The organism is Mucilaginibacter calamicampi, from assembly GCF_042676765.1.
Classification (GTDB): Bacteria; Bacteroidota; Bacteroidia; order Sphingobacteriales; family Sphingobacteriaceae; genus Mucilaginibacter; species Mucilaginibacter calamicampi.
This window is the reverse complement of the sequence record NZ_JBHTHU010000005.1, coordinates 539,536-555,550: the sequence shown is the minus strand read 5'-3', so window position 1 is coordinate 555,550 and position 16,015 is coordinate 539,536. Positions and strand designations below refer to the sequence as shown.

18 protein-coding genes and 1 tRNA gene are annotated in these 16,015 nt (G+C 43.0%); 9 read left to right on the top strand and 10 right to left on the bottom strand.

Going from position 1 to position 16,015, the window contains the following annotated elements:
- The first annotated feature begins 37 nt into the window (after window positions 1-37).
- From ACFQZS_RS08190 to ACFQZS_RS08170, 5 genes are all read left to right on the top strand, one after another.
- On the top strand, window positions 38-1,315 hold the full coding sequence (locus tag ACFQZS_RS08190; protein WP_377099079.1) for an HU domain-containing protein: 1,278 nt from the start codon (window positions 38-40) through the stop codon (window positions 1,313-1,315).
- Window positions 1,316-1,344: 29 nt separating this feature from the next.
- The gene (locus ACFQZS_RS08185; RefSeq protein WP_377099077.1) at window positions 1,345-2,046 is read left to right on the top strand and encodes a MotA/TolQ/ExbB proton channel family protein; all 702 of its coding nucleotides are present in this window, start codon (window positions 1,345-1,347) and stop codon (window positions 2,044-2,046) included.
- Window positions 2,043-2,444 carry an ExbD/TolR family protein gene (locus ACFQZS_RS08180; RefSeq protein WP_377099075.1) on the top strand — a complete coding sequence of 134 codons (402 nt, stop codon included), beginning with the start codon at window positions 2,043-2,045 and terminating at the stop codon, window positions 2,442-2,444. Before ACFQZS_RS08185 ends, ACFQZS_RS08180 begins: the two co-directional genes overlap by 4 nt.
- Window positions 2,445-2,522: 78 nt before the next feature.
- Window positions 2,523-3,335, top strand: coding sequence for an energy transducer TonB (locus tag ACFQZS_RS08175; protein WP_377099073.1), 813 nt, complete (start codon window positions 2,523-2,525; stop codon window positions 3,333-3,335).
- Window positions 3,336-3,384: 49 nt separating this feature from the next.
- A complete protein-coding gene (locus tag ACFQZS_RS08170) occupies window positions 3,385-3,561 on the top strand; it encodes an RNA-binding protein (protein ID WP_377099071.1) in 177 nt (58 codons plus the stop codon).
- A 258-nt stretch (window positions 3,562-3,819) separates the two neighbouring features.
- Here ACFQZS_RS08170 and ACFQZS_RS08165 read toward each other — a convergent pair whose 3' ends face one another.
- From ACFQZS_RS08165 to kdsA, 4 genes are all read right to left on the bottom strand, one after another.
- A complete protein-coding gene (locus ACFQZS_RS08165; protein ID WP_377099069.1) occupies window positions 3,820-5,097 on the bottom strand; it encodes an endo-1,4-beta-xylanase in 1,278 nt (425 codons plus the stop codon).
- Between the two features lie 37 nt (window positions 5,098-5,134).
- Complete coding sequence (locus tag ACFQZS_RS08160) at window positions 5,135-6,313, bottom strand: endo-1,4-beta-xylanase (protein WP_377099067.1); 1,179 nt, start codon at window positions 6,311-6,313, stop codon at window positions 5,135-5,137.
- A 250-nt stretch (window positions 6,314-6,563) separates the two neighbouring features.
- The gene (locus ACFQZS_RS08155) at window positions 6,564-7,505 is read right to left on the bottom strand and encodes a KpsF/GutQ family sugar-phosphate isomerase (protein ID WP_377099065.1); all 942 of its coding nucleotides are present in this window, start codon (window positions 7,503-7,505) and stop codon (window positions 6,564-6,566) included.
- Between the two features lie 83 nt (window positions 7,506-7,588).
- On the bottom strand, window positions 7,589-8,362 hold the full coding sequence (gene kdsA / locus ACFQZS_RS08150) for a 3-deoxy-8-phosphooctulonate synthase (protein WP_377099063.1): 774 nt from the start codon (window positions 8,360-8,362) through the stop codon (window positions 7,589-7,591).
- A gap of 125 nt (window positions 8,363-8,487) precedes the next feature.
- Here kdsA and hscB point away from each other — a divergent pair, with 125 nt between their 5' ends.
- Both hscB and ACFQZS_RS08140 read left to right on the top strand, forming a co-directional pair.
- Complete coding sequence (gene hscB / locus ACFQZS_RS08145) at window positions 8,488-9,015, top strand: Fe-S protein assembly co-chaperone HscB (RefSeq protein ID WP_377099061.1); 528 nt, start codon at window positions 8,488-8,490, stop codon at window positions 9,013-9,015.
- 27 nt (window positions 9,016-9,042) lie between these two features.
- A tRNA-Leu gene (locus ACFQZS_RS08140) sits at window positions 9,043-9,122 on the top strand.
- A 132-nt stretch (window positions 9,123-9,254) separates the two neighbouring features.
- Here the strand turns inward: ACFQZS_RS08140 and ACFQZS_RS08135 are convergent.
- From ACFQZS_RS08135 to ACFQZS_RS08120, 4 genes are all read right to left on the bottom strand, one after another.
- Window positions 9,255-10,235, bottom strand: coding sequence for a zinc metalloprotease (locus tag ACFQZS_RS08135; protein WP_377099059.1), 981 nt, complete (start codon window positions 10,233-10,235; stop codon window positions 9,255-9,257).
- A gap of 81 nt (window positions 10,236-10,316) precedes the next feature.
- Window positions 10,317-11,246 carry an NAD(P)-dependent oxidoreductase gene (locus ACFQZS_RS08130; protein WP_377099057.1) on the bottom strand — a complete coding sequence of 310 codons (930 nt, stop codon included), beginning with the start codon at window positions 11,244-11,246 and terminating at the stop codon, window positions 10,317-10,319.
- Window positions 11,247-11,248: 2 nt separating this feature from the next.
- Window positions 11,249-12,118 carry a bestrophin family protein gene (locus ACFQZS_RS08125; protein ID WP_377099055.1) on the bottom strand — a complete coding sequence of 290 codons (870 nt, stop codon included), beginning with the start codon at window positions 12,116-12,118 and terminating at the stop codon, window positions 11,249-11,251.
- 40 nt (window positions 12,119-12,158) lie between these two features.
- Complete coding sequence (locus ACFQZS_RS08120; RefSeq protein WP_377099054.1) at window positions 12,159-12,551, bottom strand: winged helix-turn-helix transcriptional regulator; 393 nt, start codon at window positions 12,549-12,551, stop codon at window positions 12,159-12,161.
- Between the two features lie 79 nt (window positions 12,552-12,630).
- Between ACFQZS_RS08120 and ACFQZS_RS08115 the strand changes: the two genes are divergently transcribed.
- Window positions 12,631-13,518 (top strand): NAD(P)H-binding protein, encoded by an 888-nt coding sequence (locus tag ACFQZS_RS08115; RefSeq protein ID WP_377099052.1) that lies wholly within the window; start codon window positions 12,631-12,633, stop codon window positions 13,516-13,518.
- A gap of 271 nt (window positions 13,519-13,789) precedes the next feature.
- Here ACFQZS_RS08115 and ACFQZS_RS08110 read toward each other — a convergent pair whose 3' ends face one another.
- A complete protein-coding gene (locus ACFQZS_RS08110) occupies window positions 13,790-14,647 on the bottom strand; it encodes a glycoside hydrolase family 25 protein (RefSeq protein ID WP_377099050.1) in 858 nt (285 codons plus the stop codon).
- A 101-nt stretch (window positions 14,648-14,748) separates the two neighbouring features.
- Here ACFQZS_RS08110 and ACFQZS_RS08105 point away from each other — a divergent pair, with 101 nt between their 5' ends.
- The gene (locus tag ACFQZS_RS08105; RefSeq protein WP_377099049.1) at window positions 14,749-15,489 is read left to right on the top strand and encodes a hypothetical protein; all 741 of its coding nucleotides are present in this window, start codon (window positions 14,749-14,751) and stop codon (window positions 15,487-15,489) included.
- A 96-nt stretch (window positions 15,490-15,585) separates the two neighbouring features.
- On the opposite strand, the gene ACFQZS_RS08100 is transcribed toward ACFQZS_RS08105, so the two are convergent.
- The gene (locus ACFQZS_RS08100) at window positions 15,586-16,008 is read right to left on the bottom strand and encodes a DUF1801 domain-containing protein (protein WP_377099047.1); all 423 of its coding nucleotides are present in this window, start codon (window positions 16,006-16,008) and stop codon (window positions 15,586-15,588) included.
- Between the last annotated feature and the right edge of the window lie 7 nt (window positions 16,009-16,015).

Below are 16,015 nucleotides of genomic sequence, written 5' to 3'. Positions count from 1 at the left end.
GTTTTGATGTTATGCGATTAACCCTTACTTTTAGCGCATGGATGTAGGTTTTTATTTAGGCGAGTTGCTTATGTTGCGGGGCGAAGTAAAGGTATCCGGTTTAGGAAACTTTTCGCAGGTACGCATGAGCGCTTATTATGATGAGAACGAAGCAACTTTTTACCCCCCCTATAACAAAGTTCATTTTGAGGCGCAGGCTGATATAGATGATGATGCATTAGCGGCGTATCTGGTTGCAAAAAAGAGTATATCGCTTACGTCGGCTAAATATTTTATAGAAAAATATATTTCTAACCTGCGCCTGCAGGCAATAGTTGCCGATGTACCGCTGGGCAACCTGGGTTATTTTTATACCGACAGGGCAGAACTTTCTTTTAAACCGGTTGACAAGCTGAGCAATGATCTGGAAGTTTACGGTTACGCGCCTATCAAAATAAATAAAACCCACACCGTATCTGCCCGTCAGCATGAACCATGGACAGAAACATTACTACCGCCGCAAAACCCTGAGACACTGGAAGCGGATACTGCCGCTTTATATACTGAACCGGTAGTTGAAGAACAGATTGAACCTGTTGCTGAAGAACAGATTGAACCCATAGCGGAAGAAAAATTTGAACCTATAGCGGAAAGATTTGAACCCGTTGCAGAACAAAAGTTTGAACCTGTTACCGAAGAAAAATTTGACGATCCTATAACATCAAGTTACGATGAAGTTTTTAGTGATCTGCCTGAAGAAACAATTGAAGCCCCTGTATCACCAACTTACGATGAGGCTTTTCTTGATCTTCCCGAAGAAGAAGAGGAGGAACGGCGTGGCCCACTGCGTGGCATTTTAATCACATTGATTATACTTGCCGTATTAGGGGCCGGCGTGGTTGGGCTTTATATGTACGCGCCCGATACTTTTAATAAGCTACAATTCTGGAAAAATGCTGAACCGGCCGTTCCTGCTGAAACCAGGCCAAACACAATAGTGATTCCCGAGCTTGATTCTTTGAATACTGATACCGCAAAAAATGCGTTAAATGATTCAGCAGGCATTGCTGCAACAGATACAGTTGCCAAATCGCGTTTTGAACTGATAAGCGGCAAAGGGTTTAAAAATTTGTGGGCGGCTGACAAGGCGGTGAAAAAATATAAGGCTATGGGTATACCAACTGCTAAATTGGCCGAAGATATGCCCGGAAATTACATTAAAGTATCATTGGGCACCTTTCGCTCAGTAAGCGAAAGCGAGGCGATGAGACAAAAGTTGATAAAAGAGAAGAATTTATCCAAAGGGTCTTATACGCTCGAGATCATCAATAAATAAACCAATATAATAACCTATAATAACAAATAATGCAGGCAGTTACAGATACCATTAATCATTTGGCAGATACGGCAAATCACGCCGTACAGCAATTAGCAACGGCACCACCCCAGGAATTACGCTTTGGCGACCTGATATTAAAAGGTGGTTGGGTTATGCTACCTATAGGTATTTTAGCGGTATTAGGTTTGGTAATATTTTTTGAGCGGTATTTTACCATCCGCAAAGCGGCAAAAAATGAGTCGCAATTAATGCAACAGGTGCGTGGCAGTGTATTATCAGGCAATTTAGATTCGGCTATTGCTATTTGCCGTAACAGCAACACGCCATTGGGCCGCATGCTGCAAAAAGGCTTGCTGCGTATTGGCAGACCCATAAAAGACATTGAAGGCGCTGTAGAGAACATTGGTAAACTTGAGGTTTCAAAATTAGAAAAGAACATAGGCATTTTGGGCATTATAGCCGGCATAGCGCCTATGCTGGGCTTTTTGGGCACAATAGCCGGTGTAATTAAAATATTTTTTGATATATCACAAAGTGGCGACATCAGCATAGGTAACATATCAGGTGGTTTATATGTAAAAATGGTGACATCAGCCGCTGGGTTGTTTGTAGGTATGATCGCTTACATATGCTATCACATTTTAAATATGATGGTAGATAAGGTGATATTAAAATTGGAAACAGACGCAATTGAATTTATTGACCTGTTAGAAGAACCAAGCAAATGAATTTAAGAAAAAGAAAAAGGGGAGCTTCTGCCGAGGTACATACGTCGGCCATGAACGATATTATGTTCTTCCTGCTTTTGTTTTTCCTCATTGCATCAACGGTAGCAAACCCGAACGTTATAAAATTGATGCTGCCTAAATCATCCAGCGGAAAATCAATATCAAAAAAAACAATAGTAGTATCTATAACGCAGGATCTGAAATATTACGTTGATAAAAAGGAAATACCGGTAGCCAATTTAAGCACCACCCTGGAGAGCTACAAAAAAATGGCAGAAGAACTTACCATAGTTTTGTATGTTGAAAAAACGGTAGCCATACAAGATGTGGTACAAGTGATGGACACCGCGCAAAAGTTGAATATGAAACTTGTTTTAGCGACAGCGCCGAAGGCGTAGTTAACAGTTGGCAGTTGGCAGTTTGCACTTGTATGCAGGCTTATCACTGCAAACTGAGAAGTGTAAAATGTAAACTGAATGACCGAATACGAGGAAAACAACTACCCCAAAGCTTTTTTAGCAACAGGCATAATAATGACTGTGCTTATTGCCGCGTGCTGGTTTATTGTGTTTGGTACACCACCCCTACCCGAAAATGGCACCGGCGGCATATTGGTTAATTACGGTACGGTTGATGAAGGTATGGGCAGCGACTACATGAGTATTGATGAACCATCGGTTGCGGAGAACGCTAACAATACCCAACCCGATAAGGTGAACGACGCCACACCTACCCCTGAGAAAACACAGGTAGAGAGCAGCGATAAAGATGTTGTGACCCAAAATAGCGAAGACGCGCCCGAAATTAGTGCTAACGCGAAAAAACCGAGCAATACTGTTGCTACCCAGCCCAACAAAACACCTGCTAAACCCACAGTTAATCAAAACGCGCTTTATAAAGGCAAAACCAATAATGGCCAGGGTGAGGGCGACGGAAATGGCAACGCGCCCGGCAACCAAGGCAAACCTACCGGTAGTACGCTTACCAATAACTACGATGGTACGGGATCTGGCAATGGGGGTAACTTATCCATGGCTCAGCGTAGCTTCACATCAAGGCCGATAGTAACCTATACCGGCAGGCAAACAGGCAGAGTAGTGGTTGAATTGCGTGTTGACAAAAGTGGCAGCGTTGTTTACGCACGTGCAGGTGCCCGTGGCACTACCATTTCTGATCCGGCCTTGTTAGATAAGTGTGAAGATGCCGTTCGCAGCGCCCGCCTTAACGCTCTTGAAAATGCCCAGGAGCAACAATTGGGTACAGTAACGTTTATGTTTCAGGCGCAGTAGCAGTCGGTTCGTAGGCGATAGTTCATATTCATAGCAAAACAAACCATTTTTGAGTAAAGAGATAACCGACGGAGCATCTTGCAACGTGATTGGTGGTACCCACAAAGGCAAATCAGGTATTGTTCGCGATATTAATACCAGTAAAACGGGAGCGGTAACAATCACAGTCGTTCAAGCTAATGGAGACTGCTTTAAAACGTTGGCTAAGAACGTAGAAGTAGCATAACACCTATCCGTAATGCCCAACTTGTTTCTGCATTACGCGTACCAGGCAAACGTCACGTACTGCCGGTTGCCTGTTATGTTCATTACCTGTCCGTGAAGTGCCGAAACAAGTTCGGCATGACAGTGCTTGATTTAAAGAAACAATGCCTTTGAGAATCCCCCTTTACTATTTATTCCGTGCTGCGCAGGCTCTCCCGAAAGAGACCCTGCGCAGCACGAATTATCAGCCATTAACGCGACTGAAAAAGCAATAGTTGTATTATTTATTCACTACCGCCCAATAAGCCTTCTTACGTTGCCCGTTAACATCAAATAAAAGCGGGTAAGCTTTACGTATTGTACGCGGACCGGTTTGCGATGCTGCAGCGCCACCTGTGCCCCGACCATCTAACCAGCTTGCTCTGTCTGAAACGTTCCAGAAAGTTACGCTGCTGATATGTTTTTTATACTCTTTAAGAATATCAAATATCATTTTATATTGCGCTACCTGCCTGGCCTCTATTTCAGGTGTATAACCCGCATCAACATCAGGTGTTGTAGCTGCAGGGCGTGTGGCTGTTGGAGCAGCACCATTTGCAGGAGGCCCTGATGGCCTTTGAGGTACGCGTACGTCAACATCTACTTCAGTAAATTGCACATCTAACCCTAACGAAATTATTTGATCTAAGGCAGTACGTAATTGTGATGCAGTAGGAATATTTAGCGTCCAGTGTCCCTGGAAACCTACCCCATCTATTGGTACGCCATTATCTTTTAACCGTTTTACCACTTTAAAAATTTTCTCGCGTTTTGCCGGGCGCTCACTGCTATAATCATTATAGTATAATTTGGCTTTAGGGTCCGCTTCATGTGCAAACCTAAAAGCGGCATCTATAAACTCAGGGCTTTGGAAGATACCCCAGAATTGGCTGGGTTTCTGTGTTTTGGTTGTGCCTGTACGGTAGACAATTGTTGAATCCTGCGTATCATCAATAGCCTCGTTCACTACATCCCAGGCGTATATTTTGCCTTTGTAGCGGCCGGCCACAGCAAAAATATGATCCTTTAGGCGTTTTAGCAGTAATTCTTTACTCGCAGGTTTACCGTCTGGGCCAACAAACATCCACTCAGCAGCCTGTGTATGCCACAATAAGTTATGGCCGCGGATCTTCATTTTATGCCGTTCTGCAAAGGCTACAATGTTATCAGCGTTTTTCCAGTTATAAGTATCTTCTGTGGGATGGATAACGCCCATCTTCATGTCATTCTCGGCGGTTACACTATTAAATTCCCTGATCATCAAAGCAGAATCTTGTTGTATTGAGCGTGAACCAACGGCCACTCCAACCAGAAAATAGTCTTTGAAATAATCTTTCAGGCCCTTACTCTGATCAAGCTGCGGCGTGGTGTTGGGCGTAGCAGCAGCAGTTGGGGTTGCTCCCGACGCGGTAGTTGGTGTTACTTTAGGTGAGCATTGCATATAGCACAATGTAGTTGCAACAGCTGCTGCAGCAAGTACTATATTTTTGCGGCTAATGTTAAGTAAATATTTGTTCATCGTTTATACTGGTATTTATTTAAAAACTGGATTCTTATTAATTATTCACTACAGCCCAATACGCTTTTTTACGTTGGCCATTAACATCAAACAATAGCGGATATGCTTTAAGTATCATCGGCGTTGCAGGTTTTGCATCGCCGGCAGAACCACCGCCACGGCTGTCTAACCAGCTTCCTCTATCGCTCACATTCCAAAAAGTAACTGCTTTTATGTTCTTTTTGTAGGCACGCAAAATGTCGAATATTTCTTTGTATTTGGCTACTTGTCTGGCCTCTAAATCAGGTGTAAAACCAGCATCTACAGGTGGCGTTGTAGGTGCAGGTGCTCCTAAAGGCCGTGGATGTATAGTAACATCCAGCTCCGTTATTTGTACCTCTAAACCTAATGACACGATCTGATCTAAGGCAGTGCGTAGCTGTGTAACTGTTGGATAATCTAAAGACCAATGTGCCTGGAATCCAACGCCGTCAATTGGTACACCGTCTGCCTTTAGCCTTTTTATCAGCTTAAATATCTTTTCACGCTTAACCTCGCGCTCGCTGTTAAACTCGTTATAATACAATTTTGCTTTAGGATCTGCCTCGTGCGCGAAACGGAATGCAGCATCTATAAATTCAGGTCCGTTAAATATCTCCAGCCATTTGGTTTTACGATACATCACTGCGGGATCCTGGCTGTCGTCAATAGCTTCGTTCACCACATCCCAGCAGTAAATTTTTCCTTTATAGCGGTTCATAACCGTAAATATGTGCTCTTTTAAGCGCTTCAATACTAACTCTTTACTCGCCTGCTTACCGTCCGGGCCAACCAACATCCACTCAGCATTCTGTTGGTGCCAAAGCAAATTATGGCCACGTATATTAATTTTGTGCCGCTCGGCAAAGGCTACAATATCATCGGCGTTTTTCCAGTTGTACGTATTTTCTGTAGGATGAATAACCCCTACCTTCATATCATTCTCGGCAGTAACGCTGTTAAATTCCCTTATAATCAACGCTGAGTCTGTTCTTATTGATCTGGAACCAACTGCCACACCAACAAAAAAATCATTTTTAAAATAATCCTTCAGGCCCTTACTTAAATCAGCCTGCGGCGTAGTATTAGGCAAAGATGAAACGGTTGGGGCCATTTTAGGCGAGCACTGCATATATAATGTGGCAGTTACAAACGCCGCTGCAATAAGGACGAAACTCTTCCCGCGATATTTATTCATGATTTGTAGGCTAATTGGTTTGAATTTTAAATCTAATAATAAAAGCGTTTCATAAAAAGTAACAAAACTGTTATTCGTCAGCGTCCTTATTATGAATGCTTTATAAAAAATTTAAGCTTAATCTTCCTGAGGAATAAGTAATTTCACAGCGTTTCATCGCTAAAGATTAACAAATTAACGATCAAATGATTACGAAAAAATCGTGTCATTCGTTCATCCGTTCCATATATTTTGTGAAACGCTACGTGTGCTATTGTGCAGTATTATAGATCTGGTAAACGCCGTTGATGGTACGTTGCGTTGCCGAGCCAACCAGCAGGGTGGTAATTTTCATTTCCATCATCACCTGCTCGGCAGCGCTGATGAATTCATTGTCGTTAACAATTACCGGGTTGGCGGTCATCATATCGGTAACGCTTAGCTTTGAGGTATCCGGATTTTTGAGCAATGCACGGCGCAGATCACCATCCGTAATAACGCCTTCAACAGCATCAGCACTGCCCACAATTACCAGGCCCAGGCGCCCGGTAGACATGTGCATTAATACATCTGTAAATGAGGCATCAGTTTTAATAAAGGGCAGATCATCGGTGCGCATCAGATCACTTACCCGCGTAAGTAACTTGCGCCCCAGGCTTCCACCGGGATGAAAGCGCGCAAAGTCCTCTTCCTTAAATCCACGCTCCTCCATCAGGGCTACTGCCAGGGCATCGCCCATAACCAGGGCCGCTGTAGTAGATGATGTTGGCGCAAGGGCCAGCGGGCAGGCCTCGCGACTAATGGTAGCATTTAAATGGTAGTTACTATTTTTTGCTATTGTTGAGGTAGCATTACCCGTTATACTGATTATCAGATTTTTATTCCATTTTAAAAATGGGATAATACGCAGCAATTCGTCCGTCTCGCCAGAGTAAGAGATCAGCAACACGGCATCATTCGGGCTCAAAATGCCCAAGTCACCATGAAAGGCATCGCCGGGATGCAAAAAGAAGCCGGGGGTACCTGTACTTGCCAAGGTAGCTGATATTTTTTTCCCAATAATACCCGATTTACCTACGCCGGCTACAATAACCTTTCCGTTGCAGGCTAAAATAGCTTGTACCACCTTGGTAAAAGTTTCGTCTAATGAGGCAGCTACCTTTTGCAGGCTCTCAATCTCAATATCAAAAACACGTTTGGCTATATTTTTCATTTGGGTTGTAAGTTGTGTGTTGTAAGTTGCAAGTAACCTAAGTCGTAAAAAACTTACAACCTATAACTCACAACTTACAACTCTTATAGTAACGGTTTAATTACTTCCTCTAACAAGTGCAACTTTACCATATTAGGTCCGTCGCTAAGCGCATTATCCGGGTCAGGGTGCGCCTCCATAAAGTAGCCATCGGCACCAAAAGCTTTTGCAGCGAGCGCCATCATAGGTACAAAGGTGCGGTCGCCACCGGTTTTGCCACCTGCACCGCCCGGGCGCTGAACGCTGTGTGTGCAGTCCATACATACCGGGTGGCCAAATCCTTTCATATCATAAATATTCCTAAAATCAACCACCAGGTTATTGTAGCCGTACATGTTGCCACGCTCGGTTAATATCACCTGCTCATTACCTGCTTCAATAACCTTTTGTGCAGGGTAAAACATATCCTGACCAGATAGAAATTGCGCTTTTTTAACGTTCACAATCTTTCCGGTTTGTGCGGCGGCTACCAATAGGTCGGTTTGGCGGCATAAAAAGGCGGGGATCTGTAAAATATCAACTACCTCCGCAGCTACAGCGGCGTGAAAAGGCTCGTGGATATCAGTAGTAACCGGAAGGCCGAACTGTTCTTTTACTTTTTGAAGCATTTCCATGCCTTTTTCAAGGCCCGGCCCGCGTTGGGAGTGGATAGAAGTGCGGTTAGCTTTATCAAACGATGATTTAAAGATAACCGGCACATTATACTTCTGCCCTATCTCGGCTACCTTTTCGGCAACGGTGTATAAAAGATCCAGGCTTTCCATCTGGCAGGGGCCAAGTATAAAAAACGGCTTTTGCCGCATTTGTTCAAATAACATAAAGGCGTATTTTGAGCAAAGATAGATTTTTTATAGGTTTTATAAGTTGTACGTATTACGTTATATGTTTTACGTTTTTTTCTCTAATTAAAACTAGCACCGGGTAAAACACATAACTTTGCCCCATGATCAACTATTTTGATTTTTACGATATACCCGAAAGCTTTAACCCGGACGCGGTTTTGCTAAAAAAGAAGTTCTACCAGCTAAGCAAAGAATATCATCCCGATTTTTATGCTAACGAAGGCGAGGAAAAACAGCAGGAAATATTGGAGCTATCTACTATAAACAATAAGGCTTACCAAACTTTATCTGACCCTAATAAACGATTAGAATACATTTTACGCGAGCATAATTTAGTTGAAGACGGCGCCAAACCACAACTGCCGGGAGATTTTTTGATGGAGATGATGGATATAAATGAGCGGCTAATGGAGGTTAACGACAAAGACGAACTATCTCACTTAACCAATGAAGTACTTGCCATTGAGGGCGATCTGAATGAAGAATTAAACAGACTTACAGCAGGTTACAAACAATTAGACGATAAGGCCAAAGAGGGCAAGCTAAACGATATTGCAAATATTTATTTCAGGCAAAAATATCTGTTGCGAATTAAGGAGAGTTTAAATACATTTGCATCCCGCTTCTGAGGACTTAAATCCACCCTCATACAGCAAGCCCAGCTGGCGGAATTGGTAGACGCGCTGGTCTCAAACACCTGTGGGAAACCGTGCCGGTTCGACTCCGGCGCTGGGTACAAAGCCTCGATAGAAATATCGGGGCTTTGTTGTTTCAAACCATAACGATATTCCATTCTTGCTATCCCGACAATTGCCGGGTAACGGTCCCGATCTTTCCCCGGAGCCGTGTTGGTTTGGATATTCAAAGATTAGTTTTTAATGATCAGCGTGTTATTCCGATACAATGCTTCCCTTGCACCGCTCTTTTTAAACAAACTCCTCATTCTTTCTTTTTGGCCCCTGGTAAACATATACATATTTTCATCAGACACATAATCCATAAAATTCATGGTCATGGGGCTCGGTCCGCAATCGGCTGAACTTGGTGAATTTGTTTTTAGTGGCAATGCCCCTTCAGTAACGCATTTTATTGATAAGGCGCTTAACCTGCTTAGGTTTGGCTGGCATCCCGGTGGGGTATCATCTACATCATCAGATGGTTGTGCGTAAATATGGTACAGGTTTAGCCAATGTCCTATTTCGTGTGTTGCGGTACGTCCGAGTGATTGCTGAGGAGTGAGCGGGGGTAAAGTACCAAAACAACGCGGATCAATAACCACTCCGTCTGCCGCCGCAGGTGCGCCCGGAAATTGTGAATAACCGGCAATTATAACGTTGCCGTTTCTGTCGCTAAGGTCGGCAATCCAAATGTTCAGGTACTTATCTCTTGGCCATGCATCGTGCCCGCCCTTATTTGTATGGTAAAGCGGGAGTTTTTCTAAAGTATCAGCCTGCGCTGTTACTCTGCCGTGCCATCCCATCAAAATGCTTCGTGTGCGGGTTATGCCATTAGTTGGATTGCCTTCGGGATCAATTGAGGCGAGTTGAAAATCAATGCCAACATCCGCGGCAACGGATTTATACTCATCCGGCACCCGCAGATGATCCGGGTTACGCATCCTGAAATCCTCATTCAAGACTTTAATTTGTGAGCGAATTTTATCGTCGCTTATATTGAATTGATCTTCAGAATAAATTACATGAACTACTACAGGTATCTTAATTATTTCTTCCTCCGCTACAGGATCAGGAGCCGGCGAGTGCTCGCCTTTGCTACAAGAGACAACAATTAATATCAGAAACGTTAAATATCTTACAAGTCGCTTTTGATAGTTTATCAGGTTGAGCATACCCCAATAAACGTGTATGCTGGCGCAAACGCTACAATATCGAACTAAATAATATAACCTGTGTAATGACGCTATAGCATATCAACCCTGCCCCAGCAACTTGAGCAAATTTCTAATAGATGCCTCCGTCATTTGCCTGCGGGTATAAGCCGCGGCGGTGCCAATATGGGGTGTAATTAACAAGTTAGGTATATTAGCAATGGCGATGTCGCTTAGCGGTTCAGGGTCAGTAACATCCAGCGCTGCAGATGCTATAGCGCCGTTTTTTAAATACTCATACAATTTAGCATTGTTCACCACCTTGCCTCGCGCCACATTAACCAGTATGGCATTCTTCTTCATCAGCTTCAATTCTGGTTCGTCAATGTAGTTTACTGTATCCTCATTTAGTGGTATATGCAGGGATATAATGTCGCTCCGCTTCAGTAATTCGTTTTTAGTACAATACTCCCATTCGTTATGATGATCGCTATTGGCTGTGTATATTACATTGCAACCGAAAGCTGTTAGCATGTTAGCCAATGTAACACCAATTTTCCCCATGCCAACAATTCCCCAGGTTTTGCCATACAGGTTATCGCCCATGTAAAGGGTTAATCCTGTATTATCCCATTCTCCGCGTTTAACGTAGTTGTTAGAGGTACTGATATTACGAATACAATTTAAGCCCAGGCCCAAAGCCAACTCGGCAGTGGAGTAAACATGTTCTGTAGCAATGCCTATTATTTTAATGCCTTTTGATGCCAGAAATGGCTTATCCATATAATCCTGCCCGGTGCCGTAGCTGGATATGGCTTTCACTTTAAAACCATCGTTAAAAAGGCGACTATCAATTTTAACCGTATGGGTGGTTATAACACCTTCATAATTACTAAAAGCGTGCCTGTAAGCATCTTCGGTAATGGTAGTAGCCTCTGGCCAGTAATCAATCTGAACATTTTCAAAAAGATGCTTCACCTCATCCAAAAACGGAAGGCTATCGGCACAGAATATTTTATAGGTCTTGCTCATTATTAATTATTTTTTTTTAACAACTCCGCTACATGTTTATGTATGTTGGTGCATATGCGGTTTACCGGCAGGTCGTTGGCATCGTAGCCAAATGGGTCTTCTATCTCTTCGGCAATAAGCTCAAGGCTGGCCAATACAAATAACACAAAGGCCACCAGCGGCACCACCAGGTAACCTAAACTAAACGACCAGCCGTAAGGCAAAGTCATGGTAAAAAAGAAGATGAATTTTTTGATGAACACACTATAGGAAAAAGGGATAGGCGTGGTTTTGATACGTTCGCAGGCACCGCAAATATCTGTTAGCGCGGCCAGATCAGGCCCTATAAGCAGCAGCTCTTCCCGGTTTATAACCCCATCGCGATGTAAGCTATAAACTTGCTCCGTTAATAATCCCGCTATCTGGTTAGGGACATGTTCATCGGGATTAACCATTATAGTAGGGACACTTGCCACATCCCAGCGCTCATTGCGTAAGTGCTGGCGCAATGCATCGGCATACATGGGTATGGCTGTCGAAAAAAAAGCACGCTGATCAGCACCGATGTTAATGGCCTTCAGTTTAATTGCAATATTGCGACAAGTGTTAGTAAGCGATCCTAATACCCGTCTTGCCTCCCACCACCTATCATAAGCTGTGTTGGTTCTGAAAACCAACAACATAGAGATAACAAAACTGAGTATCGTATGCACCAGACTAATGTTTTTGATATGGCTATTCTGCGATAGCTTAAAAACGTTCACCTCCAGGTAAACAATTACGCCTGAGTAGGCTGCAATTGCCAGCATAAGCGGCAAAAGTTTACGAAAGGTATCGGCTTTATGAACGCGAAAAATAAATGTGAACCAGCTTTTAGGGTTATAGTCTATCATACTGTGCAAAGGTGGTAAATTAGGCTAAAAACGTAAGAATTTATTTTACCGTGAGATAGCCACTTACATCCGACCCTTCTTTGGGTTTAAACCTGCCTTCGGCCCACCTCACCATCTCATCCATAATTGGCCCTAGTTCTTCTCCGTCAGGACTTAAACTGTAGGTTACCACCGGCGGAACTACATTCTCTGCGTGGCGGTTAATTAAACCATCCTCATGTAATTCCTTCAGATGTTGTATCAACATTTTTTCTGTTACCGTTGGTATCGCCCTTTTTAGTTCGCTGTACCTTCGTGGGCCGTGCATTAACTCAAACAGAATAAGGGGCTTCCAGTTACCGCCCAGTTTGCTTATAACATAACTTACCGGGCAATTGGCCCTGTTAGCCCGTTTGTTAATGTTGATGGTTGAAGATTCTTTAATGGTTGTCATAGATACATACTTTAGGGTAAGTACTTGTAAAAAAGTAAGTACAAATATACCTTTGCTTTCAACAAAAACATACAAAATCATGAAAATAATTATAACAGGGTCATTAGGCAATATAAGCCGCCCGCTTTCAACAACACTTGCAGCAAACGGCCATAACGTAACCGTTATCAGCAGTGATAGTAACAAATCAGCGCAGATAAAAAGTATAGGCGCTACACCGGCGATTGGTTCAATTACCGATGAAGATTTTTTAACCCGGACCTTTACAGATGCTGATGTGGTTTATCTTATGATACCTACCGATTTTTCTGCACCCGACATTAAAGCTAACATAGCCGAAGTGGCCCAACACTATGCCAACGCGGTTAAGGCATCGGGCATAAAAAAAGTAATATTGTTAAGCAGTTTGGGCGCGCATTTGCCGGAAGGTACAGGCCCCATTGCAGGTATACACAGAGCAGAAGAAATATTAAAGAAGCAACTGGAGGGTGTTGATCTGCTTATCCTTCGCCCATCGTACTTCTACAATAATTTTTATGCTGATATCAATATGATAAAACATGCGGGTATAATAGGATCAAACTTTGGCGCTAATAAGCCACTGGTTATGGTTGATCCGGAGGATATTGCCGCTATTGCTGCAGAAAACATAGAAAAAGGCTTTACAGGCATATCCGTTTTATACATCGGAGGCGACAAACGCACTCTTAGCGAAGTTGCCGCTGAATTGGGAAAAGCTATTGGCAAACCTGAATTACCCTGGGTTGAGTTTACTGATGAGCAAGCTTACGATGGTATGAGAGGTGCTGGCTTGCCCGAAGATATCGCTAAAAATTATGTTGAAATGGGTGCCGCCATCAGGACGGGATTGATTTGGGATGATTTTGATCTGGATAATGCCGAACTGATTGGTAAAACTAAATTGGAAGATTTTGCAGTTAAGTTTGCTGCTGCTTATAAAGCTTAAATATCCTATAATTTGTCATCTTGAGCGACAGCGAAGAATCTTACGCGCTTTGTTAACTAAGCGCTTGGCGTAGCATAGCTTAGCTTACAAGATTCTTCGCTGGCGCTACATGACATGTTATGAACTCACGCGGGCTGTCATCCTGAGCCTGTCGAAGGGTGAACGCGAAGGCCCGCCCGCATATCCTTCGACAGGCTCAGGATGACAACGCTCTTTATAATTCCACCCTTACAGGCCCTGGATTTTATAACTTAGAATGAACAGCTAAGCATTACCTCACCAACAACCGCTGCAAATCCAGACTATCCCCCTTAAAGGCGTTAAAATCTACCACATGACCAATGCCGTTGATAGTTGCCTTATCCGAATGTTGCCAGAACCACCAGTTGGTACCATTAGCCACTTTCAGCTCACCCTGATAATAATGAGCAATCCATAAAGGATAAGCATCAAAATGACCGGCCAGATAGTCTTTATAAAAACTAAGGCTTGTGTAAATGAGCGGTTTTACGCCTGTTGCAGTTTCTATCTTTTTTATATACGCCTTTAGTTCCTTACGCATCTTTGCAGGTGATACTCCATCCAATACCTCAATATCTACCACAGCGGGCAAGTCGCCAGTTTCCAGCTTTACGTTCTGCAAAAAGAAACGCGCCTGCCACAAACCATCTTTTTTGGGCCTGAAAAAATGGTAGGCTCCGCAAACAATCCCCGCCTTGGCCGCCTCGCGCCAGTTGCGCTTAAAATAGGGATCAGCTATTGTTAAACCTTCCGTAGCTTTAATAAAGGCAAATTTTATACGTACACTATCCTCTTTCATGGCCCGCACCGTTGGCCAGTTAATTTTTCCCTGGGCGTAAGAAACGTCTATGCCATGAATTTTATACTTAACCGGGATGCGGATGCCAAAACTCTGATAGGTGCGATAGTTTGGCGATTCGCCGATATCTGTAACCCAACGCCAGGTTGTGCTGAAGAATTTTAGCACATAGCCGTAATAAAAGGGCGAAAGCAGGATAAGGAGCGCACCTGCCAGCAACAATTTCCACGACGGATTTTTCTTAGCCGACTTTTTTGCTCTTGCAGGCGTTTTCCTGGTTGTTTTGGGTTTGGGTTTCCTTGCTGGCACAGGGCAAAGGTAAGAATGCGTTGCGGAAAATAGCCATACGCAAAAGCGTCGCAACACAAAATCATTGAATATTACAGGTTTGATTATTTATCTTTATCGATATGAAAAATTTGCTTCTGGCTTTATTTTTAACTATCTCCTTTGCTGCCTTAGCGCAAAAGAGTAAAAAGTCTGTAACATATAATCATTTCAAAACTTTTCGCATTGATCTTAATAATGATGATGTAATTGATACCATAATATTGAGCTCATCGCTAACGGATAAATCATCATTCAACAGAATATCCATCTTAATGTCGGGCGCTAAAAAGGTAATCTTCACGGCAAAAGACTACTGGGCTGAAATACAAGCTGAGTTACTGGCATCAAATCATAATCTGGTTAAATCAAAAAATGTATTTGTTCAAAAAACAAATCTGCATACTGTTATAATTATGTCAGGCGGTACTGATGGCGCAGGATACGGTGGAGAATTTTCAATAATAAACATTGAAAATAACAATATAAAAATGGTTTTTGACCATGAATCTGATGAGACTATGGGCACTGTGAGTTTAGATGTTGAAATACCGATTGCATTAACCGATCTTGAAAGGAATGACAGGCTATGCTTTATCTACAGGGGCTACGGCGAATTTTATAAAACAGTAAAAGGCGGACAAATTGGAACCTATCACCCCTTTTTTGTATTTCCGATTGCGGATGATTGTAAATATAGTAAAGATCTGTCAAAAACTTACAATGAACAACACTACCTATATGCAGGCCCCGGTTACAACGAGAAAATTGAAATATTTTACCCGGACAACAAGGCGCTGAAGCCGCGTCTTTGGAAAAAGTAATAAATTCAATCAAACAAGCGTTAAGCCCCTTTAACGTTGGGCGTTCTGTTGATACTAAAAACAGGTGCTAAAGTCTCTGCTTAAACCTATATATCATTACGAATATTTCTCCTTAATGTGCATCATAGACTCTTCTGCCATGGTCTTTAACACCTCCGTATCAACATCCGTTAATTTTCTAATGTAAACACAAGCTTTAGCTTCGGTATACCTACCAAACCTGGCAAGCAGTTCTTCGCGGCGGGAAAAGCCGCTCGATAGATAAAGTGAAATATTGTTCGCCCTTGGCGAAAAGCCAAACAAGGGCGCGTCGCCTTCCCTCCCACTTTCATATACATAGTGGTAGCTGCCAAAACCAACGATGGCAGGTCCCCACATTTTAGCAGGCAGGCCTGTGTGCTGCTCTATCAGTTCAACTATTTTAAAGCTGTCGGAGCGTTTGGTTTCGTCGGCAACGCTGTTTAAAAAATCAACTACGCTCCCATCGTTCTCGGTGGTTTTATTGGTGTTCTTCGCCATATATGGT